This window comes from Flavobacteriales bacterium (genome assembly GCA_016712535.1).
Lineage (GTDB): Bacteria > Bacteroidota > Bacteroidia > Flavobacteriales_F > PHOS-HE28 > PHOS-HE28.
Map to the genome: position 1 here is coordinate 637,271 of JADJQW010000003.1, position 24,590 is coordinate 661,860.

Annotated in this window: 23 protein-coding genes; 7 read left to right on the plus strand and 16 right to left on the minus strand. The window is 64.0% G+C overall.

Translation table 11 applies throughout. The features are described from left to right. Nucleotides 1–5: 5 nt before the first annotated feature. The 3 genes from IPK70_13000 to IPK70_13010 form a co-directional block, all read right to left on the minus strand. Complete coding sequence (locus IPK70_13000; GenBank protein MBK8228075.1) at nucleotides 6–590, minus strand: hypothetical protein; 585 nt, start codon at nucleotides 588–590, stop codon at nucleotides 6–8. A 32-nt stretch (nucleotides 591–622) separates the two neighbouring features. After that, complete coding sequence (locus IPK70_13005; protein ID MBK8228076.1) at nucleotides 623–1,192, minus strand: hypothetical protein; 570 nt, start codon at nucleotides 1,190–1,192, stop codon at nucleotides 623–625. Nucleotides 1,193–1,257: 65 nt separating this feature from the next. Next, complete coding sequence (locus IPK70_13010) at nucleotides 1,258–2,007, minus strand: patatin-like phospholipase family protein (GenBank protein ID MBK8228077.1); 750 nt, start codon at nucleotides 2,005–2,007, stop codon at nucleotides 1,258–1,260. A 93-nt stretch (nucleotides 2,008–2,100) separates the two neighbouring features. Here IPK70_13010 and IPK70_13015 point away from each other — a divergent pair, with 93 nt between their 5' ends. Further along, complete coding sequence (locus IPK70_13015) at nucleotides 2,101–3,018, plus strand: T9SS type A sorting domain-containing protein (protein ID MBK8228078.1); 918 nt, start codon at nucleotides 2,101–2,103, stop codon at nucleotides 3,016–3,018. An 84-nt stretch (nucleotides 3,019–3,102) separates the two neighbouring features. Next, on the plus strand, nucleotides 3,103–4,941 hold the full coding sequence (locus tag IPK70_13020; protein MBK8228079.1) for a T9SS type A sorting domain-containing protein: 1,839 nt from the start codon (nucleotides 3,103–3,105) through the stop codon (nucleotides 4,939–4,941). Between the two features lie 5 nt (nucleotides 4,942–4,946). Here IPK70_13020 and IPK70_13025 read toward each other — a convergent pair whose 3' ends face one another. Genes IPK70_13025 through IPK70_13035 form a run of 3 tightly spaced genes read right to left on the minus strand, consistent with a single transcriptional unit; the run spans nucleotide 4,947 to nucleotide 7,675 of the window. Then, complete coding sequence (locus tag IPK70_13025; GenBank protein MBK8228080.1) at nucleotides 4,947–5,672, minus strand: DUF2807 domain-containing protein; 726 nt, start codon at nucleotides 5,670–5,672, stop codon at nucleotides 4,947–4,949. After that, the gene (locus IPK70_13030; protein MBK8228081.1) at nucleotides 5,669–6,736 is read right to left on the minus strand and encodes an acyloxyacyl hydrolase; all 1,068 of its coding nucleotides are present in this window, start codon (nucleotides 6,734–6,736) and stop codon (nucleotides 5,669–5,671) included. Before IPK70_13030 ends, IPK70_13025 begins: the two co-directional genes overlap by 4 nt. Nucleotides 6,737–6,769: 33 nt before the next feature. Next, nucleotides 6,770–7,675, minus strand: a complete 906-nt coding sequence (locus tag IPK70_13035; GenBank protein MBK8228082.1) for a tyrosine recombinase XerD — start codon at nucleotides 7,673–7,675, stop codon at nucleotides 6,770–6,772. Between the two features lie 112 nt (nucleotides 7,676–7,787). Between IPK70_13035 and aroQ the strand changes: the two genes are divergently transcribed. Next, entirely contained in the window at nucleotides 7,788–8,222 is a 435-nt protein-coding gene (gene aroQ / locus IPK70_13040) for a type II 3-dehydroquinate dehydratase (protein ID MBK8228083.1), read from the plus strand. On the opposite strand, the gene IPK70_13045 is transcribed toward aroQ, so the two are convergent. Both IPK70_13045 and IPK70_13050 read right to left on the minus strand, forming a co-directional pair. Continuing rightward, the gene (locus tag IPK70_13045; protein MBK8228084.1) at nucleotides 8,201–9,247 is read right to left on the minus strand and encodes a glycosyltransferase family 2 protein; all 1,047 of its coding nucleotides are present in this window, start codon (nucleotides 9,245–9,247) and stop codon (nucleotides 8,201–8,203) included. The two genes, aroQ and IPK70_13045, sit on opposite strands and share 22 nt — an antisense overlap. A 36-nt stretch (nucleotides 9,248–9,283) precedes the next feature. Beyond that, complete coding sequence (locus IPK70_13050) at nucleotides 9,284–10,738, minus strand: GWxTD domain-containing protein (protein MBK8228085.1); 1,455 nt, start codon at nucleotides 10,736–10,738, stop codon at nucleotides 9,284–9,286. A 146-nt stretch (nucleotides 10,739–10,884) separates the two neighbouring features. Between IPK70_13050 and IPK70_13055 the strand changes: the two genes are divergently transcribed. The 4 genes from IPK70_13055 to IPK70_13070 are packed head-to-tail and all read left to right on the plus strand — an operon-like array spanning nucleotide 10,885 to nucleotide 17,066. Beyond that, nucleotides 10,885–11,493, plus strand: coding sequence for a TetR/AcrR family transcriptional regulator (locus tag IPK70_13055; protein MBK8228086.1), 609 nt, complete (start codon nucleotides 10,885–10,887; stop codon nucleotides 11,491–11,493). Beyond that, nucleotides 11,490–12,614 (plus strand): HlyD family efflux transporter periplasmic adaptor subunit, encoded by a 1,125-nt coding sequence (locus IPK70_13060; GenBank protein ID MBK8228087.1) that lies wholly within the window; start codon nucleotides 11,490–11,492, stop codon nucleotides 12,612–12,614. Before IPK70_13055 ends, IPK70_13060 begins: the two co-directional genes overlap by 4 nt. After that, entirely contained in the window at nucleotides 12,611–15,763 is a 3,153-nt protein-coding gene (locus tag IPK70_13065) for an efflux RND transporter permease subunit (GenBank protein ID MBK8228088.1), read from the plus strand. Before IPK70_13060 ends, IPK70_13065 begins: the two co-directional genes overlap by 4 nt. Next, the gene (locus tag IPK70_13070; protein MBK8228089.1) at nucleotides 15,741–17,066 is read left to right on the plus strand and encodes a TolC family protein; all 1,326 of its coding nucleotides are present in this window, start codon (nucleotides 15,741–15,743) and stop codon (nucleotides 17,064–17,066) included. Before IPK70_13065 ends, IPK70_13070 begins: the two co-directional genes overlap by 23 nt. Here the strand turns inward: IPK70_13070 and IPK70_13075 are convergent. From IPK70_13075 to IPK70_13110, 8 genes are read right to left on the minus strand one after another with little or no spacing between them, the layout of a single operon-like run. Next, nucleotides 17,031–18,773 carry a sensor histidine kinase gene (locus tag IPK70_13075; protein MBK8228090.1) on the minus strand — a complete coding sequence of 581 codons (1,743 nt, stop codon included), beginning with the start codon at nucleotides 18,771–18,773 and terminating at the stop codon, nucleotides 17,031–17,033. The genes IPK70_13070 and IPK70_13075 overlap by 36 nt on opposite strands. Further along, nucleotides 18,770–19,153: a hypothetical protein gene (locus tag IPK70_13080; protein MBK8228091.1), complete on the minus strand. Its 384-nt coding sequence runs from the start codon at nucleotides 19,151–19,153 to the stop codon at nucleotides 18,770–18,772. Before IPK70_13080 ends, IPK70_13075 begins: the two co-directional genes overlap by 4 nt. Then, nucleotides 19,150–20,172, minus strand: a complete 1,023-nt coding sequence (locus IPK70_13085; GenBank protein ID MBK8228092.1) for an aminotransferase class V-fold PLP-dependent enzyme — start codon at nucleotides 20,170–20,172, stop codon at nucleotides 19,150–19,152. The genes IPK70_13080 and IPK70_13085 overlap by 4 nt, the downstream gene beginning before the upstream one ends. A gap of 36 nt (nucleotides 20,173–20,208) precedes the next feature. Continuing rightward, a complete protein-coding gene (locus IPK70_13090) occupies nucleotides 20,209–20,595 on the minus strand; it encodes a TerB family tellurite resistance protein (protein MBK8228093.1) in 387 nt (128 codons plus the stop codon). A 46-nt stretch (nucleotides 20,596–20,641) separates the two neighbouring features. After that, nucleotides 20,642–21,283 carry an O-methyltransferase gene (locus tag IPK70_13095; GenBank protein MBK8228094.1) on the minus strand — a complete coding sequence of 214 codons (642 nt, stop codon included), beginning with the start codon at nucleotides 21,281–21,283 and terminating at the stop codon, nucleotides 20,642–20,644. Then, nucleotides 21,270–22,463, minus strand: coding sequence for a hypothetical protein (locus IPK70_13100; GenBank protein ID MBK8228095.1), 1,194 nt, complete (start codon nucleotides 22,461–22,463; stop codon nucleotides 21,270–21,272). The genes IPK70_13095 and IPK70_13100 overlap by 14 nt, the downstream gene beginning before the upstream one ends. A gap of 15 nt (nucleotides 22,464–22,478) precedes the next feature. After that, nucleotides 22,479–22,631 carry a hypothetical protein gene (locus tag IPK70_13105; protein ID MBK8228096.1) on the minus strand — a complete coding sequence of 51 codons (153 nt, stop codon included), beginning with the start codon at nucleotides 22,629–22,631 and terminating at the stop codon, nucleotides 22,479–22,481. After that, nucleotides 22,628–24,502 (minus strand): OmpA family protein, encoded by a 1,875-nt coding sequence (locus tag IPK70_13110; GenBank protein ID MBK8228097.1) that lies wholly within the window; start codon nucleotides 24,500–24,502, stop codon nucleotides 22,628–22,630. The genes IPK70_13105 and IPK70_13110 overlap by 4 nt, the downstream gene beginning before the upstream one ends. Between the last annotated feature and the right edge of the window lie 88 nt (nucleotides 24,503–24,590).

Consider the following 24,590-nt stretch of genomic DNA (forward strand, 5'->3'; position numbering starts at 1 on the left):
GCGTGTTATCCGGCGCGCCTGAACACCAGCCCCAGCCATCCGCGGTCAACGCGGATCTCCTGGAGCTGCCCATTGCGGTACACGTAGTGGTTCTTCTCCTTGTTGGGCAGCTTCAGGATGTACTCGCCCGGCGCGATGCGCTCCAGCGGGCACTCGAACAGCTCGCTCTCCACGAACACGCTGTCCTGCCCAATTGGCTCATCGTAGTACATGCGCGCCGTTGACCACGGGTTCTTAGGCAGGTCGGCGCTGTACACCTTGTCCGGATGCACCACGTAGAGCCCGCGGCCACCGATGCATCGGAGCGCGCTGCTGTCGCGCAATGCGCCGCTTTCGTGCACGGTGGTGAGGCAGTTGGTCACCTGGCCGGCCACATGCAACGTGCGCGCCACCGTGTTCACGTGGCGCTTCCACAGGAGGGTGAAGTCCGAACGCGAGATCATCGAGTAGGTCACGCTGTCGCCTTGGGCCACGCGCAGCACGTCGATGGTGCCGAGCATCTTGTTGTTGTGGAAGATGTGGAAGACGCCATCCTGCGCAGCGCTGGTGAGCGAGAAGGGGAGCAGCCCGAAGGCCAGCGTTCGTAGCATGGAATGGAAGGCGCGGGAAATGTAGGCGGCCGTCAGCTGAGTTCTTCAACGGGGAACAGGTACCGCACAGGCCCGCCTGACGGGTCCTTCTCTTCCTTCGGCTTGGCGAATGCGCTCCGGGCCAGGTAGAGGGATAGCGCTCCGATGCCCACGGAGAGCGCGCTCAGCGCGATCGACCATGCATCTACTTCGCCCTTGGCCAAAGCTCCCAGTTCGCTCAGGAGGGTGGTGCCGCTGAAGATGTTGCCCCAGCCCACCCATTCGAATACCTGGCCTTGCCAGCGGTAAAGGCTCCAGCCTACGAGAAGGGTAGCGATGGGCACCAGGCTCAGGTAGGCCGTGGCCTGATCGAATTGGATATCCTTCTCCATCAAGGAGCGGAGCACGCGCAATGCGGCCGATAAAGCGATGATGCCCAGGAGCGTCAGGTGCGCAAGCCGGAATTTCTCCCGTGCCCATTGCGTGGGCATGTAGCGCAGCAGCTCGGCGATCTTCCTCGGCTTGGCCTCAGGGTGCTCCAGCACCATCGTATCGAACACCGTCTGCTTGGGCATGCCGAAGCCCAGGAGCTCCGTGGCCTTTTTCCGAAGGGCTTTGCTCATGCGTGGCGAAGATGCGCGATTGGTCTGTGCGGCGTGTACCGGCCATCACGCGGAGGTGATGCTCATCACTTCGCGTGGGTGAGCACCTGCTTGGCGTGCGCGAAGCCGATGGCGCGGATCAAATCGGCATCATGCAGGTCGAAGGCGCTGAAGGCGGCGAGGTCGGGCGGCTCGATGAGCAATCGGCATCCTTGCGCCGATCGCGCCACCATTTCGCGGAAACTGAGGTGCACCGTGCGGTCGAACGTTTCCCAGAAGCCGATGCGGCCATCGAGCGGCGACAACGGGTTCACGTACACAGCGATCACCTGCTCCCGTCGATCGTCGAAGGGCTCGATGGGCAGGTTGTTGCTGAGGCCGCCGTCCACATAAGAAACGCTGTTGATCTCCACGGCTGGGAAGATCATGGGCACTGCGCTGGCGGCCAACAACGGAGGCACCAGATCGCCGCTGGAGAAGAAGCGCTGTCGGCCGGTGGTGAAATCGGTGGCGCTCACGAAGAAGGGAATGCCGAGCTGCTCGAATCGCTTCGCGGGCAGGTAGGCCTCGAGGAAATCGCGCATGCGCTGCTGCGAGAGCCGGTCGCCGCGCAGGATGCGCCAGCGATTGAAGACCTCCGGCACCTGAGCGTGGATCAGTTCGAGCACGGCCTCGGGTGCCAAGCCGCCGGCAATGAAGGCTCCCAGCAGCGCTCCCGCGCTGGTGCCGCTGATGGCTGAAGGTGTGATGCCCGCTTCGGCACATGCCTCCAGCACGCCCAGATGCGCGAAGCCGCGGGCCCCGCCGCCGGAGAGCACGAAGGGAGCGCGTTGCATGGCAACGAAGATCGGGTGCATGGAAGAATGCGGCGCTCACCTTTCAAGCAGAGACGCGATCCTATCCAGAACTTCCGGTTACATTCGTTCGCTATGCGCGCATTTCTGATTTCTTGCTTGCTGGAGCCGTGCATGACCATGGCCCAGAGCTGGTGCCCGCCCGGCGCCCAATGGAATTACGAGGACATGTCCATCGGCTTCTACGGCCATTACCACAGGGCCTACATCGGAGATACCGTGTTCTTGGGTCATCCTGCCCAGCGCATCCGCACCACAGGCATGCGTGCGAGCATCCTTGATCAGGACACCGTGTGGATAGATGAGGTCCTCTATACCACGGTGCAAGACGACATCTTGATGGTGCCCGCATGGAGCCCGAATGGCACGGCTTGGGACACCTTGTTGCGCTTCGATGCCGTGCCCGGCGATCGCTGGTTCTTCCCGAATCATGGCCTGTACTGCGCAGGAGCCATCGGAAACACCGGGATCATTCAGGTCAACGATACGGGCACAGTGCTCGTTGATGGTGTTCCGATCAGGCGCTGGCAGTACATGGTTGATCTTGGGAATGGTGTCCCGGTCTTCGGCGGTGAATGGTATTACGAACGGATTGGCTTCATTTATGGCATGGTGCCTTACCCGTTCTGCGGTTGGACCATCGACGCTGGTGAGAACTTCCGCTGCTATTGGGATGGCGAGATCACCTTCACGAACCCCCAATTACCCGGCGGCACGACTTGGTGCGATGTGGCGTTGAGTACATCCGGCGCACAGCTCGACCATGGGATCGGCATCTTCCCGAACCCGGGCTCGGAGCAGCTCACGGTCGCGCTTCCTGAACGAGCGCACGCGTTCACGATGCTCGATCCTGTGGGGCGCATGATTGCAGCCGGATCGGGACTGAGCGGTTCCACCACCTTGAGCACCGCGCATCTCGCGCCGGGTCAGTACTTGATCCGCATCGAGTCAGCTGATGGAATGCGCATCACCCTGCGCTGGGTGAAGGAGTGAGTTTGGGCCGCTGTGCAGAACCGGCATGGAGGGCAAGCGCGGCAAAGTGCAATTCCCCTACTTTCACCATCGTCAAGGAATGGCATGGTGAGATTCTCCGCTTCCTTCTTCTTCCTGTTGATCGGTGCTGTTGCGGCAGCGCAATGCCCGAACAACAACACGCTCACCGGTGCGGCGGTAACACCCAGTTGCCCCGGCACCACCAATGTGCCGTGCGTGCAGGGCGGTCAGTACGCGCTGATCAATGTGGTGACAGGCAACACATACACCTTCAGCACCTGCGGGGCTTCCTTCGATACGCAGATCACCTTGTACAACAACGCCGGCGGCGGCTCGCTCGGCTACAACGATGACTTCTGCGGGCTGCAATCAACGGTGACCTGGACAGCGGGCTTCACCGGGCAGCTCCGTGTGCTGGTGGATCTGTACAACTGCGCCACCAATGCCACGTGCGCGCCGCTCGCGATCACCTGTGCCACGCCGCCTGCGGGCGATTGCGTGTACACCCTCACGCTCTTCGACAGCTTTAGCGACGGCTGGGGCACCTCGAATGTGGGCGTGAGCATCAACGGCGGTCCGTTCCAGTACTACACGGTTCCCTTTGGATCGCCTTCCGTATCCGTGCAGTTCGGCGTGAACATCGGCGGCACGGTGGTGCTCACCTACAACGCGTCGGGCGCGTGGCAGACGGACAACTCGTACATCCTCACGCTCGGCGGCTCCACGCTGTTCAATTCCGGCACCCCACCGGCCGCTGGAACCACCTATGCCGGCACGGTGACCTGCGTGCCGCCGCCGCCACCGCAAGAGGATTGCCTCGGCGCCATGACCATCTGCAGCAACGTGTCCATCGGCAACAACACCACCAACACCGGCAATGTGGCCGACATCAATCCTACGAACTCCGGCTGCCTCGACGTGACCGAGTTCCAAGGCACCTGGTACGTGTTCTCGCCCAGCGCCTCGGGCAACCTCGGCTTCTCCATCAACCCGATCGGACCGGATGATTACGATTGGGCGGTGTGGGGGCCTTATCCCCCAGGCACCACGCCCGGCACACTCTGCCCGCCCAGCGGCCCGCCGATCCGGTGCGCCGCGTCGAGCGGTCCGGCCACTTTCGCGAGCACGGGCAGCTACGCCACCGGCATGGGCCACGCAACATTCTCGCCCCCGCAATTCGCGAGCACGGCGGTTTCCTATGGGATCCCCTCCACGTTCGATGACTGCCCGTTGGTCGCGCCGCAACGCTGCGGATGGGTCCCCGGCATGCAGGTCGTGATCGGACAGGTCTACCTCATGTACATCAGCAACTGGAGCCAGAGCAGCACGGGCTTCAGCCTGGATTGGATCCTGCAGAACGGCGCCTCGCTCGATTGCACGGTCCTTCCTGTGGAGTTGCTGAGCTTCGATGCCCACAGCGAAGGCACAGGCGTCAACCTGGAATGGCGCGCCGCGAGTGAATCGGGAACGGCATACTTCAGCGTGGAGCGTTCAAGCGATGGACGGTCCTTCGAGGCCATCGGGCATATGCAGGCCGCCGGCAGCAGTGCGCAGGCGATTGCCTATCGGCTCGTCGATGAGCATCCCGTGCAGGGCGTGAATTATTACCGCTTGCATCAAGTCGATGAGGATGGAACGGCTGCCTACTCCGGCACCCGTGCCGTGCACATCGCATCCTTCGCCAGCGCGGTCCGCTTGGTGCCGAATCCGGGATCGTCGATGGTGCAGGTGCTGCTGAATGGCGCTGAGGCGGGCGGCCTCTTCGAGCTGCGCGATGCCACCGGGCGCTTGGTGATGCAGCGGCTGATCATGGATGCACGCGTGGAATTCGATGCCAGTGCACTTCCGTCCGGAGTGTACGGCTACCTGGTGCTCGCGCCGAATGCCGAGGCCGTTGCGCGTGGGGCCTGGGTGCGCGACTGAGGGTCCTACTCGGCGATCAGTCTCCCGCTTCCCGTGATCACGCTCTGGATGCTGGCGGGATCGCCTTTGTAGAACACGTCGCCAACGCTGCGCACCTGGGCGTCCAGTTCATTCACCGCCCAGCAGCGCACGTTCGCCACGCTGCTGTTGTTCACGCGCACCGTGCTTGCGCGAAGCCCGCTCGCATCGATGGGCGCCATGATGCCGCTGTAGAGGTTCGCTTCGTTGCAGGCGCCAGTGATGAGCGCATCGCCGGCGCCGGTGTGCAGCGCGATGTCGAGGCGGTCAACATCGACTTTCAGCGCGGCGGTGCCTTCAGCGCCCCATTGCTCCAGTAGGAGCGCGGCGCAGCGCAGCGTATCGGCGCAGCTGATGTCGCCGGTGCCGCGCAGGGTGATGCGACAGATGCCTTCCACGGGTGCATGCACCGTGATGCGCGGCTTGAAGCTGCGCACCCATCGGCAGCGCATGTCGTTGCGGATGCGCAGGGTGCCGTCCTTGACTTCAGTGACCACTTGGCCGATGAGGTTGGCACCGCCTTCCACCGCCACGCTGCCTGTGGCGCGCGATCCGAGCACGAGGTCGATGCGGTCGTCGATCTCGATCGAGCTGAAGGCTGGGACGGCGCGGCCTTCAACTTGCACGGCGCCTGTGCTCGTCACGCAATCGTCCCATTGATCGCGCTGGCAGCTTGCGAGCACGATGAAGAGGAAAGGGAGGAGGCGCTTCAATTCCATCGGTATCCGATGCCGAACTCCCAATGGTCGGCGGTGGCGAAGTGCGTCTTGAGGCACACGCTGGCGAGCAGGTGCTTGCCCAGCCGGTACCGCATGCCCGTGCGCTGGTACACCGGCGCATCATCGGGTTCTGGGGAGAAGAGGTAGCCGCCGAAGTGGAAGAGCAATTCGCCGCGGCCCATGAGCAGCGAGCCGCCGATGTGCGCGCCCGCTTGGGTGAGCTCCGCCCGGCTTCTTCCCTCAAGGCCGGGAAGCACCGTGGGCAAGTCGCCCTTGTTGAAGGCATCGATGCCTGCGCACAGCGCGCCCTTGCCGCCCATGCGCCAGCTCGCGTCGGCGCTGAGCACGTACACGCTGTACTGTCCGTTGAGCGGACGGCCGCTCTCGCTCATTCCGAATGCGCCCACCACGCAGAACTCGCGACGCTCCCGCTCGAACCCGCGCGTCTCGGGCACGGCGCGCTGTGGTGGCGCATGGCCCAATGCGTATGATGCGCCGAGCGCGAGGCTGAGGAAGTTGAGGCCGAGGTTCGGCTGCCTCGCGCTGCCATTGCTCCAGTGATCGAGGCTGAGGCCAAGGTGCAGGCCAAGGCGTCGCGCATCGTAGCGCAGCTCGGGCATCAGCTGCAGGGAGCCGTTGATCCGCGAGCCGATGGCGATCTGCCGCGTGTTCTCAAGCCGGTCGAAGGGCTTGGCGATGTAGCCCACGCCCCATCCCACGCGCAAGCCGAAGCTCAAGCGTTCGCCCTGGGCCAGCGGGAAGGAGAGGTAGGGCATCAGGCTGATGGCGTCGCCGATGCGCTCCGGGTTCGCCATGCGCGTATGGACGGCGAGCACCCCGTACCGAGGCATACCGTAAGACCGGTGCCAGGCCCGGTCGCCTTCCACTTGCCGTTCAACGAACAGCTCAGTGGCACCAGCATGTCCCTCCACGAGGATCCAGCTGGCCGGCCGGTGCGCCCACAAGAAGCCGTAGTGGCCGCGCGCGCCTATGGACCACGGCTGCTGGGCGCAGGCAGTGGCCGATAGGACCAGCAACGGGAGGACGACCGTTCGCATTCGGCGCGCAAGTTATCGGGCAAGGCCAAGGCCTCACGAGCGCCCGCGCGGATGGAATTGCAGGATGCTGCTGCGGAGGTATTCGCGGTCGAGGTGCGTGTAGATCTCGGTGGTGGTGATGCTGGCGTGGCCCAGCATCTCCTGCACGGCGCGCAGGTCGGCGCCGCCCTCGACCAAATGCGTGGCGAACGAGTGGCGGAAGGTGTGCGGGCCGATGGCTTTGCGCACGCCGGCCTTCACCGCGAGCGCGCGCACCAGCTTGAAGACCCACATGCGGGAGATGCCGCTTCCGCGCTGGTTCAGGAACAGGATGTCCTCCGCGCCATTCTTCATCGGGAGATGGCCGCGCTCATGGGTCTGGTAGAGTCCGATCCAGTGCAGCGCCTCCGCTCCGATGGGGACCAGCCGCTCCTTGTCGCCCTTGCCCACCACGCGCACGAATCCTTCCGCCGCGCTGATCCGCGAGATCCGCAATCCGCAGAGCTCGCTCACGCGCAGGCCGCAGCCGTAGAGCGTCTCCACCATGGCGCGGTCGCGGTGGGCCATCGGCCTGCTCAGGTCGATGGCGTCGCAGATGGCGTTGATCTCATCGAGGGTGAGGAACACGGGCAGCTTGCGGCCCAAGCGCGGACTTCCGAGCAGCGCGCTCGGGTCATCGCTGATCGACCTCTCCTTGCGCAGGTACCGGTGGAACATGCGCACCGCGCTGAGCAGGCGCGCCTGGCTGGTGGCGGCTGCGCCGCCCCGAGCAACGGACGAGATGAACTCCTGCAGATCATCGAGCGCGAAGGCGTCCGGCGCGATGGGCGGAACCTGCTCTTCGGCAAAAGCGCGCAGCTTGGCCAGGTCGGTGAGATAGGCCGCAAGGGTGCGGTCGCTAAGTGAGCGCTCCAGCTTCAGGTGCATGCGGAATCCGCGAAGCGCCTTGTCCCAATCCATGCGTGCGAAGGTGAAGCGGCATGTACTGCACCGGCCACGGGTCCCGGAGCGCAATGCCAACGCGGCGGTGTGGATGGTTCATCACTCCACGGGGATAGCGAACTTCGCCCGCATGACCCCAGCCCCGCGCATCCTCATCCTGAACGGTCCGAACCTGAACCTGCTGGGTGCGCGCGAGCCGTCGGTGTATGGCGGCCGCTCGTTCGAGGAGTATGTGGTTGAATTGCGCGAGGCGCTTCCGCAGGTGGTGATCGAGCACCTGCAGACCAACCTCGAGGGGGAGCTCGTCACCGCCATTCAGCAAGCAGAGGGCGCCTTCCAGGGCGTGGTGCTGAATGCAGGAGGGTACTCCCATACTTCAGTGGCCATCCGAGATGCCGTGGCCGCCGTGCGTGTGCCGGTGGTGGAGGTGCACATCAGCAACCTGCTGACGCGCGAGTCTTTCCGCCACGAATCGATCGTGGGCGCGGCGTGCGTCGGCAGCATCATGGGCCTGGGCCTTGATGGCTACCGCTTGGCGGTGCTTCACTTGCTGGAGCGCTCCTGAACGAAGGCCTTGGCATCGAGCTGGTCGAAGCGGCGCCATCCGATGATGAAGCGGTCGTAGGCGATGCTGCGCAGATAGAGGCCGGTGAGGTCCGGGTCGCGCTCGGCGCGCATCAGCTCGCGGCGCTGGCGCAGCACGCGCGGAAGCGCCGCGAAGAACGACCAATGCGCGTGCGCCACTTGCCAGGCATGGCCGGGATGCCCTTCGAGCAGGAACTTCAGCGCGGCGAATCCATCGAGCACCAATCGGCGCAGCAGCCGCAGCCAGAGGGCGCGCGACTTCAGGTTCTTGGTGAGCACGATGAGGCTGTTGCGGAAATTGAGGTAGGTCTTGAAAGGATGGCCGTACCCGAGCGCGCCGCCGCCCACGTGCAGCACGCGCGCCGAACTCGTGTAGCCGATGCTCCAGCCCATCCGGCGCAGTCGCCAGCACAGGTCGATCTCTTCCATGTGCGCGAAGAGCGCGTCATCGAATCCGCCCGCTGCGCGGAAGGCATCGCTGCGGATCATCAGGCACGCGCCCGTTGCCCAGAACACGGCGCGATCGTCGTCGTACTGGCCGTTGTCCTGCTCCGTGAGCTCGAAGATGCGGCCGCGGCAGAAGGGGTATCCGTTGCGGTCGATGCAGCCGCCCGCGGCACCAGCGTGCTCGAATTGCTGCGGCGCCGCGTGCGAGAGGACTTTCGGCTGGCAGGCCGCCATGCGCTGGTGCGCGTCCATGTACGCGTTCAGCCGATCGAGCCAGCCCGGCGTCACTTCCACGTCGCTGTTCAGCAGCACGTAACGCCCGGCTTCCACCTGAGCGAGCGCAGCATTGTAGCCCCCGGCGAAGCCGAGGTTCCTCTCCAATGCGATGCACCGGACGCTCGGATGCGCGCCGCGCAACCAGATGCGTGAATCATCGGTGCTGCAGTTGTCCGCAACGATCACCTCGGCCCCTGGGCTATGGGCGAGCACCCCCGGCAGGAAGCGCTCGAGCCAGGCCCGGCCATTGTAGTTGAGGATGACGACCGCCGTCCGGTTCATGCGGCGGCAAAGGTGGCGCGCTTCGGCTTGCGCCGGTCAGCGCGGCATCTGGAAGAATTCGTTCGCGCGCTCGCCGCTGTAGGTATCGACCTTGGCCGGGTCCACATTCGGCATGGCCACGTTGCGGCTGTGCAGGATCTGGTTCCAGCGCGGGTTCTGGATCTCACCGGGCACCTCGCTGTGCAGCAATTGCATGCAGGTGCTCGCGAGGTCGGGCTGGTAGAACACGAATCGCCGGTTGGTGAAGCGGCCCGCGCGGTAGTAATGCCAGATGGTGTACGGGTAGGCATCCATCTCATTCAAGCGGTCCATCATGCTGTTGGGGGCACCATACTTCAGGAAGACCATTCCGCGGTCGGTCTGGTAGCCTTTCTGCACGCGGCAGCCGAAGAGCTTGTTCACCTTGATCACTTCCGCCCGGTAGGCGTTCCATGCGGCTTCCGGGTCCGCGCCGCCACGGTTCATCCAGAAGCTGTAGAAGAAGCGGCGCATGAGGTCAATGTCCTGGTCCTTCCAGCGGTCGTCGATGATCTTCCGCTCAAGTGGATCGGCGATGGGCCGCATGCTCAGCAAGTGCTCGGCGAGCGTGTCGCGGTCCGTGAGCGCGCCTGCGAAGGTGTTGCTGAGGTCGAGCGTGGCCATGGATTCGAGGTCGTAGTTGCGCTGGATCGGATTGTTGCGCTGGAAGAAGAGCTCGCGACGCGCGATGAGCGCTCCGCTGCGGTCGCGGGCCTCAACAACGGCCACGTAGTTGCCGCTAGGCAGCTGGTCGATGGGCATCTCCAAGGCCACGGGTACCACGGGGGCCGCCTTGGCGCGCATGCTCCGCTTGAAGGCGCCTTGCACGCGCTTGTGCTCGAAGTCCTCGATCTGCACGTTCAAGAGGAAGAGGCTATCCGCGCCGAAGGCCGAGTCCGTGCCATACACCTCGGCATAGAGTCCCAGGCTGGCGATGGCCGAAGGCAGGTAATCGCTCAAGAGCGGGACCGGCCAGTATCCCGATGGACGAGGACGCTCGGCGGTGGCCGGCTCGATGCGCTCGGCGAGCAGCATATCGCTGATGCTCACGCCTGCCGGTGCCGCTCCGATGGCCAGCGGTGAACGATGCCGTGTCACGGTGGTGTCGGTGCTGTTCAGGTCGCGCAGCTCCAGCACCAGTTCATAGCTACCAGGCGCCAGGTTGAAGGTCTCCTGGTGGATCAGATCGACCTGGATCGAATCGAGCCGCTCCGGCCCGAGCACCTCGGTCTTCGCGAAGGCTTTGATGGCGCCGTTCTGCTCGATCAGCGTGAGCGCTTCCACGCGCGCTTGCATGAAGCCCGCCGCGTTCGGCGCCGTGATCAGCGTTCCCGCGAGGAAGGCCATGCTCACCTCCACCCGAGGGCCGATGCCCGGAGCGTGGTACACCTTCGATTCAACCACAACGCCGACAGCTCCAACAGCGAAGGTGGGCGTGAGCAACAGGAGGGCGAGCGCGCAGGGGTTCCGCATGGTGTGCCAAAGCTAGCGCCCGCACCGGGCCGGCAGGTGCCGGTGCCTTGATGCCCTCAGCCGCTGCCTGCGCGCAAGCGGCGCACCAACGGTTGGTCATGGCGCCTCACCATCGGGTTTAACCAGATGGTTAATATTGCGCCCGCATGGCCCCCGTGAAGGAAGAGAGCACCGAGCAGCGCATCCTTGAAGCTGCGCGCGCGGTCTTCATCCGCAAGGGCATGGCGGGCACCCGCATGCAGGAAGTGGCGGATGAGGCCGGCATCAACAAGGCGCTCCTCCATTACTACTTCCGGGACAAGCAGCGGCTCTTCGAGGGCGTGTTCAAGGGCGGGGTGGAGAAGCAATTCGGCTGCATCTGGGATTCGCTCAGAGGGCGCGAGCACCTCTTCGAGGCCATCGAGGCCTTCGTAGGGGCCTACCTCGACCGCATGACGGAGAACCCGCAGCTCCCGCTCTTCATCGCCAATGAGGTGAACCGCGATCCCGAAGGGCTGCGCGCCTTCATCGACCGGGGCATGGAGAGCCGCCAGTGCTTCTTGAGACTCGTGTCGGAAGCGCGCGAGCGCGGCGAGATCATCGACATCGACCCGCGCGAGCTGCTGGTGAACATCATGGCGCTCTGCGCGCACCCCTTCATCGCCCGGCCCATGATCACGCACATACACGGCATCACCGACGAGGCCTTCCGCCGCATGATCAGCAAGCGCCGCAAGTCCGTCCCCGAATTCATCATCCGATCCATCCGCGCATGAATGATCTCTTAAGAAGACGCCTGTCAATCGTCCTTGGCCTAGTGCTCATGGTGGGTGGCGTGGTCACCTGCAGGAAGTTGAAGGACAGCAAGGCCGATACCGAGCGGTCAACGCCAGCGACGCAGGCGCGCCTGGTTCGAACGCTTGTGGCGCGGAACGGCCCCGTGCAGTTGAGCATCCCGGTAACTGGCAGGCTCCGCGCCATGGACCGCATGGTGATCACCGCGGAAGTGGGCGGCACCGTGCTGCGTACCGGCAAGGATTTCCGCGAGGGTGTGAGCTTCGCCGAAGGCGAGGTGCTGTTCCGCATTGATGATGGCGAGGTGCGTGCGCAGGTGAACGCCCAGCAGAGCGGCTTCATCCGGACCCTGGTGCAGCTTGTGCCTGATCTCCGCATCGACCTGCCGGATGTCGCGGCGAAATGGGATAGCTATCTGAAGAGCGTACCGGTGGAAGGCCAGTTGCCGGATCTGCCGAAGGTGGTGAGCGAGCAAGAACGCAATTACCTCGCAGGCCGCGGAGTCCTCGACCAGTACTACGGCATTCGAGCGCTTTACGAGCGGCTCGCCAAGTACACCGTACCGGCGCCATTCGATGGCGTGGTGGTTGGAGCCGGCATAGAAGCGGGCACGATCGTGACGCCGGGAACACGGCTCGGAGAATTCATCGCGCCGGGCTCATTGGAAATGGAGACGGCCATCGGTGCGGGCGAGTTGGCCTTCGTGAAGGTGGGCGATACGCTTCGCCTTGCCAGCCATGAAGTCCCTGGAACCTACAAGGGCCGCATCATCCGGGTCGGTGAGAGCATAGATGGCGGCACGCAGACAGTGAAGCTCTTCGTCCAGGTGAACGGTCAAGGACTGCGCGATGGCCAATACCTCACGGGCACCATCATGGCCGGTTCGCTGAACGATGCGGTGAGCGTTCCGCGAAGCGCCTTGTTGGAGGATGCGGCCCTCTACACCGTGCAGGACAGCGCGCTGGTGAAGCAGCCGGTGGAGGTGCTGCACCAAGGCGTGGAGCAGGCCGTGGTGAGCGGCCTTGCGAATGGGCAGGTGGTGGTGACCGATCGCCTCAGCGGCGCTCATGAAGGAATGCGTGTAGCCGCCGTGCAGCCATGAAAGGCCTGACCGCATACTTCATCAAGTACCCCGTTGCGGTGAACACCGTGATGGTGCTCATCTTCATCTTCGGCATCTTCGGCCTGAGGTCCACGCGGAGCTCGCTCTTCCCTGAGGTGGAGAGCCGAACGATCCAAGTGCAGATCATCTATCCGGGCGCTGCTCCTGAAGAAGTGGAGGAGGGCGTCGTGCTGCGCATCGAGGATGATGTGAAGGGCGTGAGCGGCGTGGAGCGCGTGAGCAGCGTGAGCCAGGAGAACGGCGGCATCATCACGGTCGAGGTGGTCAAGGGATACGACACGGATGCGGTGCTCCAGGATGTGAAGAACGCGGTGGACCGCATTCCGCAGTTGCCTGAAGGCATGGAGCCCATCCGCACGTTCAAGCTGGAGAACATCCGCCCGGCGGTGAGCTTCGCGCTCAGCGGTGAGGGCGTCGACCTGCGTGCGCTGAAGACCATGGCCCGCCGTGTGGAGCAGGACCTTCGCTCGGTCGATGGCCTCAGCAAGGTGGAGCTCAGCGGCTTCCCGGAGGAAGAGATCGAGGTGGCCTTCCGCGAAGCCGACCTGCGCGCCAACAACCTGAGCTTCGTGCAGGCCGCTGCGGCGGTAAGGGCCGCGAACCTCGATGTCACGGGCGGCAAGATCAAGACCAGCGACGAGGAACTGCTCATCCGTGTTCGCGATAAGCGCGTGGAAGCCGAAGGCCTGCGCAACACCGTGGTGAGGGCCGGAGCCGACGGTCGGATGCTGCGCTTGCAGGACGTTGCTGATGTGCGCGATGCCTGGGCCGATGACCCAGCGCGGAACTACGTGAACGGGGTGCCCAGCGTCGTGGTCACGGTGAGCAGCACGGTGAGCGAGGACATCCTTTTCATCGCTGAGACCACCTTGAAGTACATGGAGGACTTCAACGCACGCGGCAGCGCTGTGAAGGCCACGCTCATCAGCGATGCGACCACCGTCCTCAGGCAGCGGATCGAGATGCTCGTGGAGAACGGCCTGCAGGGATTCGTCCTCGTGCTCGTCACGCTGGCGCTCTTCCTCAATTGGCGCCTTGCCTTCTGGGTGGCGGTGGGCATACCTGTCGCTTTCGCCGGCATGTTCATCCTGGCGCCCTCAGCCATCACCATCAATGTCATGAGCCTCTTCGGGATGATCCTCGTGGTCGGCATCCTCGTCGATGACGGCATCGTGATCACCGAGAGCATCTACCAGGAGTTCGAGCGCGGCCATCCCCCGGTCCAGGCTGCCTTCATCGGCATCCGGAAGGTGCTGCCGGCTGTGGTCAGCTCGGTGCTCACTACGGTGGCCGCCTTCAGCACCTTCTTCTTCATCGAGGGCCGCTTGGGTGATTTCGCGCCGGCCCTTGCCTTCGTCACGATCGCCACGCTTGGCTTTTCCTTGGTGGAAGCAGCCTTCACGCTGCCAGCGCACGTAGCGCACTCGAAGGGCCTCACGAGGCAGAAGAACCGCTTCGAGGCGCGCATGGATGGCTTCATGGGTTGGCTGCGCGAGAAGCGCTACGGTCCATTCTTCGATCGGATTATGCGGCACAAGATGCTCACAGTGGGCATCTGCTTCTTCCTGTTGGCTGTGACGATCGGCTTCGTCGGGAAAGGCGTCATCAAGACCACGTTCTTCCCGGTGATCGAGCGCGACGATGTGGCTGTTGACCTTGAGATGGTCACAGGCACGCGGGAATCGATCGTCCTGAGCGAACTGCAGCGCATGGAGCAGCTCGTTTGGAAGTTGAACGATGAGCTGAGCGCCAACCGCGAGGACAGCCAGGACGTGGTGCTGAAGGTCCAATCCATGCTCGGGCCCCGCGCGGAGCAGGGCAAGCTGAACATCATACTGCTCGATGGAGAGCAGCGCGGCTTCCGCGCGGAGGACTTCAGCAACCGGATCAGGGAGATGGCAGGCACGGTCCCGGGTGTGCAGAACCTCACATTCGGGCTGGCCACGCCCTTCGGGAAGCCCGTATCGGTATCGCTGCGCAGCAACGAATTATCGGAGCTCAACGCGGCGAAGACCGAGTTGCGGTCGGAGCTGCAAGAGCTCCCGAGCCTTCGCGATGTGGTGGATAGTGACCGCCCGGGTAACAGGGAGGTGGTGCTGCAGCTCAAGGAGAAGGCGTTCCTGCTGGGCCTTAACGCCCAGGAGATCGCCGGTCAGGTGCGGCAGGGCTTCTTCGGGCTTGAGACCCAGCGCGTGCAGCGCGGCGAGGATGAGGTGAAGATCCAAGTGCGCTTCGCGGAAGCTGCCCGCGCATCGCTCCGCGATCTGGAGGATATGCGCATCCGCACCATCGACGGACGGCAGATCCCTTTGAGCGAACTGGTCACGTATCACATCGAACGGGGCATCCGTGCCATCAATCACCTGGATGGGAAGCGGGAGGTCCGCGTGGAGGCCGACCTGGCGAGCAGCGCCCAGAGCGCCACCGATGCCCAGGGCGTGATCGCTGCCGAGGTGATGCCGCCGCTGCTTGCCAAGTACCCCGGTCTCAGTTACAGCTTCGAGGGCCAGGGAGAGCAGAGCCGCAAGGTGGGCACCAGCGCCATGCGCGTGATGCCCATCACGCTGATCATCATGTTCGCCATGATCGTGATCACGCTGCGCAGTTTCTGGCAGATGCTCGTGGTGCTGCTCTGCATCCCCTTCGGCTTCATCGGGATCGCATGGGGCCATTGGCTGCATGGCGTGCAGATCAGCCTCTTCAGCTTCTTCGGCATGATCGCCCTGATCGGCGTGATGGTCAACGATTCATTGGTGCTATTGAGCACGTTCAATGATAACATGAAGGAGCGCATGCCTTTCCACGAAGCGTTGCGCACCGCAGCGCTCTCTCGCCTGAGGCCCATCCTGCTCACCTCGCTCACCACGGTGGCCGGCCTGTTGCCCATCACGTTGAACAAGAGCTTCCAAGCGCAATTCCTCATTCCCATGGCCATTACCGTGGCGTACGGCCTGGCCATCGCCACATTCGTCACGCTTATCCTCATTCCGGTGCTCATGGCCGTGCTGAACGAGCTGCGGCGCTTCATGGGCTGGGCCTGGAACGCAGAGAGGCCGAGCGCCGAATCCGTTGAACCCGCCGTGATCGAACTACCTTATGAGAACCTTGAGGATCATCGCGAGCACTAGTGCTTTCGTGTGCGCTGCCGTACTGTTCGCTCAGGATACGCTCATGCTTTCCGCTGCGATCCAGCTTGCGCTCGCCAACGAGCACGGCATCCGCATCGCGAAGAACGAGGCGGCCATCGCCGATGCGCAAGCCACTGCGGGCAATGCGGGCCTGCTGCCGCGCTTCGAGGCCTCTGGGCGCGGCAACTACAGCAACCAGGACACCCGGCTCGACTTCACCGAAGGGATCCCCGATGTGGAGCGCACCGGCGTGGTGAACACCTCCCTCGGCGGGCAGATCGGCCTCACCTACACGCTCTTCAATGGCATGGGCAATTTCGCCACGCTCGATCGTGCTCAGTTGAGCGCCCAGCTGGCCGATCTCCGCACCCGCGCCCAGGTGGAGGGCACGCTCACGCAGGTGATCGCGCTGTATTACGCCCTCGCCGCGCTGGATGAGGATGTGTCGATCACGCAACGCATCGTGGAGATCAGCGCCGACCGTTACCAGCGGCAGGAAGGGAAGGCGGCTCTGGGCGGCACGGGCCGCTTGGATTTGCTCAACGCGCAAGTGGATCTGCAGTCCGACAGCACGGCGTACCTGCTCGCACGCCAGCGACGGGAACGCAGTGCGCGCGACCTTAACGTGCTGATCGGGCGGGCGCCCGATGCGCCGTTGCGCGTTTCCCGGAGCATCACCTACGCCCAAGGCTTGTCGCAGGAGCAGCTGGTGCAGGAGGCCCTGCAGGGCAACGTGCAGCTCGCATCGGCCACCGCCCAGGTGCGCGCTGCGGAAGTGGAGCAGCGGATCGCGAGGTCGTTGCGCTGGCCACGTCTCGACCTGAACGCGAACTACGGCGTGAATGATCAGCGCAATGGAGTGGGCCTCGTGCTCGGCACCTACACGCAAGGCCTCAATGCCGGCGTCACGGTCAGCGTTCCCTTGTTCGATGGCGGACGGGTCAGCACCCAGGCCGAGCAAGCGAGACTGCGAGCCGAGAATGCCCAGCTTGCGGAGCAGCAGGCCCGCCTTCAAGTGGAGCGCGATGTGCGGAATGCCTTCACCACGTGGCGCAGCCAGCGCGAGGTCTTGAGGATGCAAGGTGATGCCGTGACAACGGCCCAGCTCAACTTCGATCGCACACGCGAGCTGTTCCGAGCCGGCCTGCTCACCGGCCTTCAGTTCCGCCAGGCCCAGTTGGACCTGGCGAATGCCGAGCGGCAGTCCGTTGTAGCCGGCTTCGATGCCAAGGTGGCGGAGATCACCTTGCTCAGGGCGAGCGGCGGCCTACTTGGTGCCTTGGGCCTCGTCGGTTTCCGCTGAGGTGCCTGTGTGCCGCATGCGGAAGAGCACTTCGAAGGCCGCATGGCCATCGTTGCGCATGTGCAGGCTGCCATCGAGCTGCTCGGCCAGCGCCTCCACGATCTCGAGTCCCAGCTTGCCCGGTCCGCTGCGCGCGCCGTTCGCGGGCGGGACGCCGTTGTTGCTCACCACCAAGCGGTACAGGTCGCCCTCCACGCGCGAAGCCGTGAGATCGATGTGGCCGCCCGTGGCGTGCGGGAATGCGTGCTGAAAGGCGTTGTTCACCAATTCGCACACGATGATGCCCAGTTCGATGGCGGTGTCCTGGTCGCATTTCAGGCCATTGGCCTCCACGCCGATGCTCACCGTGGAACGCAGTCCTTCGTGCATGCCAGCGATGGAGTCCGAGAGCTGCCTCAGGAAGGAATCGAGATTGATGTTGCGCAGGTCAGGCTGGTCATACAGGCGGTGGTGAACCAGCGCGATGGTGTCTATCCGGCGCTTGCCGCGCAGGAATTCGTCTCGTACGTGCGGATCGTCGAGCGAGGATGCCTGGAGGTTCAGCAAGCTGCTCACCACCTGAAGGTTGTTCTTCACCCGATGATGCACCTCTCGGCTCAGCACTTCACGCTCACCTGTGGCCTTCGTGAGGCGATCCTGCAGCTGGCGTGCCTGCAATGCGAGAATTCCAGCAGCCCGTCGCCGCATCCGGCCCCGCCAGGCGAGCAGGATGAGCAAAACGGCCAAGGTGGCCAGGATGGCAGCCGCGATGCGATTGGCGCGCAGCTCGCTGCTCGTGAGCTCCGCGAATTCCGTGGCTTCGATGCCGATGGCCGTATACAGCTGGCAGCCGTTCAGTTGCACGGGACTCACTTGGACGGCGTAGGACCGGCCGCCCTCTTCCAGGATGATGGACTTGTTGAATTTCCGTTCGATCCAGGTTGGGAGCGCCCGGGAGAGCACCATGGCCATGGGCTCTTCGGTGGCAGCTGGGTTGCTGGCATACACACGGGCGTCGCCATTGATCAGCAGCATGCCGTAGCGCACCAGGCTGGGTGACCTTGCATCCATGGAGGCGGCGCGGCCGAGGTCGATGTCGAGCAGCAGCACACGGAAGGCCTGCTCGGGGCTCTTGCTGCGGATCAGGTGACAAACCTGCAACACACGCTGCACGCTATCGCCGAACTGGCGTTCGCTCCAGACCGGTTCCTCGCGCCGGTTCTCCAGCGCCTTGCTGAACCAGATCCGCTCTCGCGGGTCGTAGCGCCCGAATGCGCCCCACGGCTTTGGCACGGTGTCCATGCCGCGCTCGCTGATGGTATAAGCCATGGGCAGGCTGTCCGGGCCTCCTTGCTGCGTGCGCACGAGCAGTAAGGCCGTGTCTTTCCGGTGCAGGCTGGTCTCGTTGCCGAACTCGTCGGCCAATCGGATGGAGATCACGGGCCAATCCGAGCGCAGCAGCCCTTTCCAGCGCAGGATCATCTGCTCATCGCTGATGCCTTCGGCGATGGAGGAGGATTCCTCCACGGCATCCTCCTCCCATTCATGGAACATGGCTTCGATCCGGACCGCAAGCATCTGCTGGGCACGCAGGAGGCCCATGCCCGCCAGGTCCGCCGTGCGCTGCTCGGTTTCACGGTGATGCCACCCCAGGAGCAGTCCGGAAGCCACCAGCAGCAAGGCGATCAGCGCTGGCAACGCACGGTCGATGGCATTGCGCTTGATCACGGGCAGGGGGCCTTGGTCACATCCGTACGCGTCACTTCGATCTGAGCGCCGCCATCCTTGATCTGATCGGTGGTGAGGCGCTCCGGGATGAAGTAGATCCCATTGAGCTTGCCCAAGAGCATCATGCCGGGGCGCAAGCAGGTGTCGGCCTCGAACGATTCAACGTTGCGGCCCTGGTAGTGGAGGTCGATGGCCAGCGCGATGGCGCGGTCAGTATCGGCGATGTTCTTCAAGCGCAGGAGCAGCTCGCTGGGCTTGCCAGGCGGGTGGTTCCATCGGTAAGCGACCTCGACACCATCGTGCGTTCCCTTCTCCAGGTATTGCGCACCGGTGCAGGATGCAAGGGTGAAAGCGATGGCAGCGAGGATGGCGGCTTTCATGCAGTGATGCTGTTCAGCGCGGCAATGGTCCGATCAGTGCCTTCGTCCCCGATGTCGAGGTGGGTGACCATGCGCACCTGGCTTGGGCCGATGGCGAAGCAGCGGATGCCCTTCGACTCGAGCAGCGCCACGTGCTCCTTCGCCGTGCGTTCAGCGCGCAGGTCATAGATGATGATGTTGGTGTCGATCGGCATCAGGTGCTTGCACCAGGGCCTTGTGCTGATCGCTGCGCCGATGAGCTTGGCGCGCGCGTGGTCAACGGCGAGGCGCTTCACATGATGATCGAGCGCATGGAGGCCGGCCGCTGCGAGCATGCCCGCCTGCCGCATGCCGCCGCCGAAGCGCTTTCGCACGCGACGGGCCTGAAGGATGAAGGTCCGATCGCCGGTGAGCACGCTGCCCACCGGGGCGCCAAGGCCCTTGCTGAGGCAGATGGAGATGCTCTGGAAGGTGCGGCCCCAATCCTGCGGTGAGCTGCCATCAACGGCCATGGCGTTGAAGAGCCGCGCGCCATCGAGGTGGAGCGCAAGGCCATGGGCATCGCAGATCGTTCGGATGCGCGCCGTTTCGGCAATGTCCCAGACGGCGCCGCCGCCGCGGTTCACGGTGTTCTCGATCACCACCAGCCGCGTGTTGGCCAGGTAAGCGGCGTTGCGGTCGTTGATGGCCGCTTCGACATCATCGGCAGTGAAGCGGCCGCGATCGGCAGGCAGGTGCTTCACGCTGCAGCCGCTGTTGGCCATCATGCCGCCGCCCTCGTAGCGGTAGACATGCGCGCCTTCCTCGCAGAGCACCTCGTCGCCGGGACGGGTATGCACATTGATCGCGATCTGGTTGGTCATGGTGCCGCTCGGGCAGAAGAGCGCCGCTTCGTGCCCGAAGAGCACGGCCATGCGCTCCTCCAAGGCGTTCACGGTGGGGTCCTCGCCGAATACGTCGTCGCCCAGTTCCGCGCTCAGCATCGCCTCGCGCATGGCGGGCGTTGGCTGCGTCACTGTATCGGAGCGGAGGTCGACGATGCGCACGCGCCCAAGATAACGGGCTCGGGTACAGGGCTAATGCAGGTGCTTGTGCAGCTCGGCCAACAAGGGCAGTTCGGCTTTGCCCACGCCATGGAAGGCGCTGGCCACTGCATCGGCGCAGCGGTAGATCAGCTCCTTGCGCTCAGCGGTGAGGTCGTGCCGGTGCCGGGCCATATAGGCGATGAAGGAGTCGAAGGCGCCCTCCACGGAAGCGCCGCGCTCGGCCAGCACCTCGAACTCGAATTCGGTGATGTAGGCCTGGTCGGTGCCGAAGTGATCGGTGCTCACCTCCTGCGGCACCAGCTGCTCGCTCACCACGCGTTTCAGGGTGCGCACCTCATTGTCGGACACCTTTCCATCCGCGGCCGCGATCGCGTAGAGGAGGCGGCCCAGTTCCTTGTAGAAGAGTTGTGCTTCCATGGCGGTGAAGTTGGGGTCGAACGAAGGTATGCGCGGCTGACGCCGGTCACTTCACGCGCACGACGAGCACTCCATCGCGCAGCGGGATCATCACCGGGTCGAGCCTATGATCCGCGTTCACCAGCTCGGCGAATCGGACCAGCGCGGAGGTCTGGTCGTCGCGCTGTTGCTTTGGCGCGAGCACCTTTCCGCTCCATAGGACATTATCGGCGATGATGATGCCGCCCTTCGCCATGCGCGGAAGCACGGCTTCGAGGTAAGCCGGGTAGTTCTGCTTATCAGCATCGATGAACACGAGGTCGAAAGGAGAGGGAAGCTCCGGGATCACCTCAAGCGCTGGCCGATGGTGCATGGTGATGCGGTCGAGCATGCCGGCCTTCTCGACGTAGCGGTGCACCATCTCCGGCAGGTAGGGGTCGATGTCGATGGTGTGCAGCATGCCACCGGGAGCGAGCCCTTCGGCCAAGCAGAGCGCGCTGTAGCCGGTGTAGGTGCCGATCTCGACAGCGATGCGCGGCCGAACGAGCTGGCTGAGCATGGCGAGGAATCGCCCTTGCAGATGACCGCTGAGCATGGCGGGCATGTGCACTTTCTCGCGTGTTTCGGCGGCGAGCTCTTTCAGGTACCACGGCTCGTTGCCGCTCTGGGCTTCGCAATAGGCATCGAGGGCAGGTTCAATGAACTGCATCAGGGAGCTTGATGAAGCGTGCGATGCTGAAGCCCTCGTTCAGCCGAAGATGCAGCGTGAATGCACCAGCTGAGAGATGATGGATCGGAAGCACGTGCCCACGGTTCGCCCTGATCCGGTCCACCACTTGGCCCTGGGCATTGATGATGAGGGCCTCGTTGAATGACATGCCATCAGGCAATCGTATCGCCTCGTTGGCGGGGTTCGGGTAAACGCTGAAGGAGGACGGCGATTGTTCGCCGATGGAGAATGCGAACGTGGTCCCGTACCAATCGTTGCGGCGTGCCATGGTGCCATCGAGCCCAAGGCCGTAGTTCAGGAAATTCCATCCACCGGCGCAGCCGGACGCGGCGACAACGCCTCCCCGCCGATCGCTTGGAAGCACGGCGTCTGCAAGTTCCCAGCCCGATGCGGTGAAGCGGAAAGCCGTCGCCCTGAAGTTCGAATTGTCAACCGCGCCGGCTATGTAGAAGAGGCCTCCGTTCCAACTCACCCCGCTTCCTCCGAACCGGCCTTCGGGCAATGCGGGCATTGGCGCCCACTCATCTCCAGAGATGTTATAGGACCAGCATTCATCCAATGCGGCATAACTGGAATCAGCGCCACCGGCGACGAATCCGCCTTCGGCAGTGCCCATCCGGTGCCTGCCCACGCCGGGCAGGGACGTGCGCTGCTCCCAGGAATCCGTGGAGGGTTCATACCTCCACAACTCGGTCAAAGCAGTTCCGCCGGCGATGATTCCTCCGCAGATGTAGAGGTCGTTGGCAGAAACGAATGAGCCGCATGCATAGCGACCAGCACCGGGCAGTGAGGCACGCTGGATCCAGGATTGCGTGCCCGGATCGAAGGACCAGAGCTCATTCAATGGACCGGAAGCATCCAGGCCGCCGAACAGGTAGCCTTGGCCGGATATGCTTTGTGCAGTGCAGTATTGCCGAGGTGACGCGGGTACTGACGTTGATGGGCTCCAGGTCTGATTGAAGGAGTCGTACCTCCAGAAGTCATTCGTCAACGACCAGCCCACTTGCATGCCCGTCCCAACGTACACGTCGCAATCGATGCTGAAGGCAGCGGCATCATCCCTCGCCGTGCCGGGGAAATCGGGCAGCTGCTCCCATTGGAATTGGGCTCCTGCAAGGCGCGTGAGCGCTAAGGCCAGCACGAGCATGAAGGTCCTCATGCGCCCGAAGCTAGCTCACCGACTGGCATCCGCGCGCAGCTCGTCCAAGCTCTTCGGTTCATCCAGCGGATGCGCCTTGAGCACCACGCGCGGCTCTTTGCTGTTCAGCGGGGCCACATCGGCGCGGGCCACTTTGCCGTCGCGGTCCACGAGGAAGAGCGATTTCATCTTGCCCGGCGCCACCAACAGGTTGTCGCGCGTGCCGGTGCCGCTTCCCAATAGGTGATCACGGAGTTCTCGTCGCGCAGCACGGCGTAGGCATTGACCCAAGGGAAGGGCGCGCCATCGGGTCCTACGGCGCTGGCCAGCACGTTCTGCTGCACGGCCATCTTCATGATGCGGTCGATGTTGTACAGCCCGAAGCCATCGAGGCCGAACGTGGTGCGCACCGCAGCGAAATTGGCATTGCCCTGTTCCCAGTTCACCGGGCGGCGCGTGGCGGCGTATTCGCGCCAGGGCTCTAGCACCATGGCCTGTTCGCTGTCATTCATGGCGCGGCGTGCGTGCTTCCAGGCAGTGAGCGGCATATCGGCATGCTCGCGCTTGTAGCGGTTGGCGCTGCGCATGACATCACGGTCGAAGCGGGCCTGCCGCTTGTTGAGCGCCTTGGCATACAGCACCATGGCACGGTCCCATTGAGCAGCCTTCAAGGGCGAGCTGCGGTTCCACTTCGCGCTCACGGGCAGTTGCAGCCATTCGCCGTTCTCCTTCAGCCAGAGCGTGCCTTCCTCCTGCCCGGCTTCCATATCGAGGTGGATGTCCTGGAACAGGTGCCTCCGCCCATAGAGCCGCTTGAACATGGCGCGCGATTCGGGACCGGTGTATTCCCAGATGGCCTTATGCGGCACGCGGCGCCAATCGGGGAATTGCTTGTCATTCTTGTTGTCGACCTGCACTACGAAGACGATGCGGTCGGCGTCGTACATGCCTTTGTGACCCGCCACGCGGATCTCCGGCACGCGGCCTTGGTGCTTGAAGCGGTCGCGCTTGCGGATCCAGCTTCTGCCGGATGCCGCGGTATCGCATGGCGTCAGATGGCAGTAACGGGCGCTGGCCCGCCGCGCATCGAAGAGTGTGGTGTCCGGCCGCTTCTCTCGCTCGAGGTCCCAGAGCTTGTTCCAATACAGGCTGGTGGCTTCCGTGGCGCTCGATGCTTGCACTGCGCTCATGGGCGCTGCGCTCACTTGGCCGCTCGGCTGCCAATCGCCCGTGCCGGCATTCAGTTGCCAGCCCACGAAGCCCTCTTCGAGCGCTGGTTCTTCCGGTCGCTCGAGGGTGATGCGCGCGCCTTCCGCAAGGCTCAGTTGTTCGCCGTTGGCGCTGGCGTACAGCTCGTACATGCCGGCGGTCTCCATGTGGCCCATGCCCGCCGGTGTGCTCACGTGCATGGGGATTCCGCTCGCGATGATCTCGTAGGGCTCGTTGAAGCTGCGGTAGCTCAGTTCGATCTCGCCTTCAACCGGTCGGCCAAGCGCGTCCAGGATCGCGTTCGCCGGGATCATCACGCGGACGCCATCGCTCATGAGCACGTTGATGGACTGCGCAGCATCCACCACATGCCGCTCGCGTGCCTTGTCGATGCCCGGCAGCAGCGGTTTCACTTTGGGATGCGCGCAAAGAACTGCCGGAGGAAGGGGGGCGTCGCCGAAGTGCAGTTCCACGTGGACGCGGCGGTTCAGCGCGTGGTCGGCCTCGTTGGCGCCCTGGGCCGCGGGCATGCGCTCACCGCTCCAGGTCACTTCGATGGGCTTGCCGGCGAGACAGGTGCCCGTCAGGGCCTCGCGCACGGCATCCACGCGGCGGCGGCTCAGGGCTTCGTTGTAAGCGATGCTGCCGCGCACGTCGGTGTGGCCGTGCAGGGTGATGCGCGTGATGCGGTTCACCGCGGGATCGTCGCAGGCGCGCAGCAAGGCGGCGTGCTCTGTAGCCGCGAGCTCGTGGCTATCGAGCGCGAAGCGCAGCTGGATCGATTCGGTGCTCTGCGCGGCGAGGCCTGCGGCCAGCGCCAGCGCCAACGACAAGGTCAAGGGTCGGACCATAGCGCAAGGGTTTGGGTTAGGATGCTTGAACAACCGCGATCGCCATGCGATCAGTATGCGCGCACCGTGAATCGTGCCGCTTTTCACC

Coding starts and splice junctions, on each gene's coding strand:
- IPK70_13000 (MBK8228075.1), bottom strand. CDS start 590: ATGCTACGAACGCTGGCCTTCGGGCTGCTCCCCTTCTCGCTCACCAGC.
- IPK70_13005 (MBK8228076.1), bottom strand. CDS start 1,192: ATGAGCAAAGCCCTTCGGAAAAAGGCCACGGAGCTCCTGGGCTTCGGC.
- IPK70_13010 (MBK8228077.1), bottom strand. CDS start 2,007: ATGCAACGCGCTCCCTTCGTGCTCTCCGGCGGCGGGGCCCGCGGCTTC.
- IPK70_13015 (MBK8228078.1), top strand. CDS start 2,101: ATGCGCGCATTTCTGATTTCTTGCTTGCTGGAGCCGTGCATGACCATG.
- IPK70_13020 (MBK8228079.1), top strand. CDS start 3,103: ATGGTGAGATTCTCCGCTTCCTTCTTCTTCCTGTTGATCGGTGCTGTT.
- IPK70_13030 (MBK8228081.1), bottom strand. CDS start 6,736: ATGCGAACGGTCGTCCTCCCGTTGCTGGTCCTATCGGCCACTGCCTGC.
- IPK70_13035 (MBK8228082.1), bottom strand. CDS start 7,675: ATGGATTGGGACAAGGCGCTTCGCGGATTCCGCATGCACCTGAAGCTG.
- aroQ (MBK8228083.1), top strand. CDS start 7,788: ATGACCCCAGCCCCGCGCATCCTCATCCTGAACGGTCCGAACCTGAAC.
- IPK70_13045 (MBK8228084.1), bottom strand. CDS start 9,247: ATGAACCGGACGGCGGTCGTCATCCTCAACTACAATGGCCGGGCCTGG.
- IPK70_13050 (MBK8228085.1), bottom strand. CDS start 10,738: ATGCGGAACCCCTGCGCGCTCGCCCTCCTGTTGCTCACGCCCACCTTC.
- IPK70_13055 (MBK8228086.1), top strand. CDS start 10,885: ATGGCCCCCGTGAAGGAAGAGAGCACCGAGCAGCGCATCCTTGAAGCT.
- IPK70_13060 (MBK8228087.1), top strand. CDS start 11,490: ATGAATGATCTCTTAAGAAGACGCCTGTCAATCGTCCTTGGCCTAGTG.
- IPK70_13065 (MBK8228088.1), top strand. CDS start 12,611: ATGAAAGGCCTGACCGCATACTTCATCAAGTACCCCGTTGCGGTGAAC.
- IPK70_13080 (MBK8228091.1), bottom strand. CDS start 19,153: ATGAAAGCCGCCATCCTCGCTGCCATCGCTTTCACCCTTGCATCCTGC.
- IPK70_13090 (MBK8228093.1), bottom strand. CDS start 20,595: ATGGAAGCACAACTCTTCTACAAGGAACTGGGCCGCCTCCTCTACGCG.
- IPK70_13095 (MBK8228094.1), bottom strand. CDS start 21,283: ATGCAGTTCATTGAACCTGCCCTCGATGCCTATTGCGAAGCCCAGAGC.
- IPK70_13100 (MBK8228095.1), bottom strand. CDS start 22,463: ATGAGGACCTTCATGCTCGTGCTGGCCTTAGCGCTCACGCGCCTTGCA.
- IPK70_13105 (MBK8228096.1), bottom strand. CDS start 22,631: ATGAAATCGCTCTTCCTCGTGGACCGCGACGGCAAAGTGGCCCGCGCC.
- IPK70_13110 (MBK8228097.1), bottom strand. CDS start 24,502: ATGGTCCGACCCTTGACCTTGTCGTTGGCGCTGGCGCTGGCCGCAGGC.